Origin of the sequence: Actinotalea sp. C106, assembly GCF_023630195.1 — a bacterium.
Taxonomy (GTDB): Bacteria; Actinomycetota; Actinomycetes; order Actinomycetales; family Cellulomonadaceae; genus Actinotalea.
On the sequence record NZ_JALPKN010000543.1, the window covers coordinates 1 to 1,019 of the forward strand.

General features: G+C 75.9%; 1 protein-coding gene and 1 pseudogene. Both read left to right on the top strand.

What is annotated here, in order from left to right:
* Window positions 1–318: pseudogene (locus tag L0B03_RS18365) on the top strand (hypothetical protein); the annotation flags it as partial.
* On the top strand, window positions 309–1,019 hold a 711-nt coding region (locus L0B03_RS18370; protein WP_250448515.1), incomplete at its 3' end, for a hypothetical protein. The pseudogene L0B03_RS18365 and the gene L0B03_RS18370, both read left to right, overlap by 10 nt.

The window sequence follows — 1,019 nt, forward strand, 5'->3', positions numbered from 1 at the left end:
CAGTCGGCTGTCGGGGCCCTCGAGGCCCTCGGCCTCGGGGACCGGACCGGCGTCCCCGTCGGTCGGCTGCGCCCGGCCCAGCGACGGCTCGTGGCGCTCGCGGGAGCCCTCTGGTCCTCGACCGCCCTCGTGCTGGTCGACGACGCCGACCAGGCGACCTCGGCGGGCTCGGCCGTCACCGCCGCGGTCACCGACCGCATCGACACCCTGACCCGCGCCGGCACCGCCGTCGTGCTCACCGCCCGACCGGGCAGCGCCTTCCAGGCCACGGCAGACGCCGTCGCCCTCCTCGACGAAAGGGATGACCCATGGACCTGACCGTGATCGAGGACGTGACCCTCGTGCCCGGCGGCGGACGGCCGGTGCTCGCCGGTGCCCGCGTGGTGCTCGACGCCGACGGCGTCGTGCAGGAGATCACCTCGACCGGCGTGCCCGGCCAGCGGTTCCTGGTGCCGGCGGCCGTGGACCTGCACCTGGACAACATGGCCCAGCGGCGTCGGCCGCGGGCCACGGTCGTCCTGGACCAGGCCGACGTGCTCGCGGTGCTCGACGCCGAGTGCGCGGCCGCCGGGATCGGGGTCGTCTGCCTCGCGGCGCGCTGCGAGGACGCCCCGGGCAAGGGCATCCACATCGCCGAGGCCGTCGAGCTGGCGCGGGTGCTCGAGCAGATGGCGCCGTCCTTCGCCTGCGACTGGCGCCTGCACGTGCGGGTCGAGATCACCGACGCCGGGGCGATCGACGCCCTGCGCGAGGTCCTCGCGGCCTCGAGCCGGGTGGCGATCATCTCGATGATGGAGCACTCCGCGGACCGCAGCCGGTTCGCGACCGCCGAGGAGAACCGCGCCTTCTACGCCGCGGACTGGGGAGTCTCCCCCGAGGAGGTCGACCGGCTCATGGCCGCCACGGCCGACGGGGCCGCGCACCGCGAGGAGCGACGCGCAGCGATCGCCGCCCTGGCCCACGAGGCCGGCGTGCTGCTGGCCAGCCACGACGACGCGACCCCGCAGGACGTCGAGGCC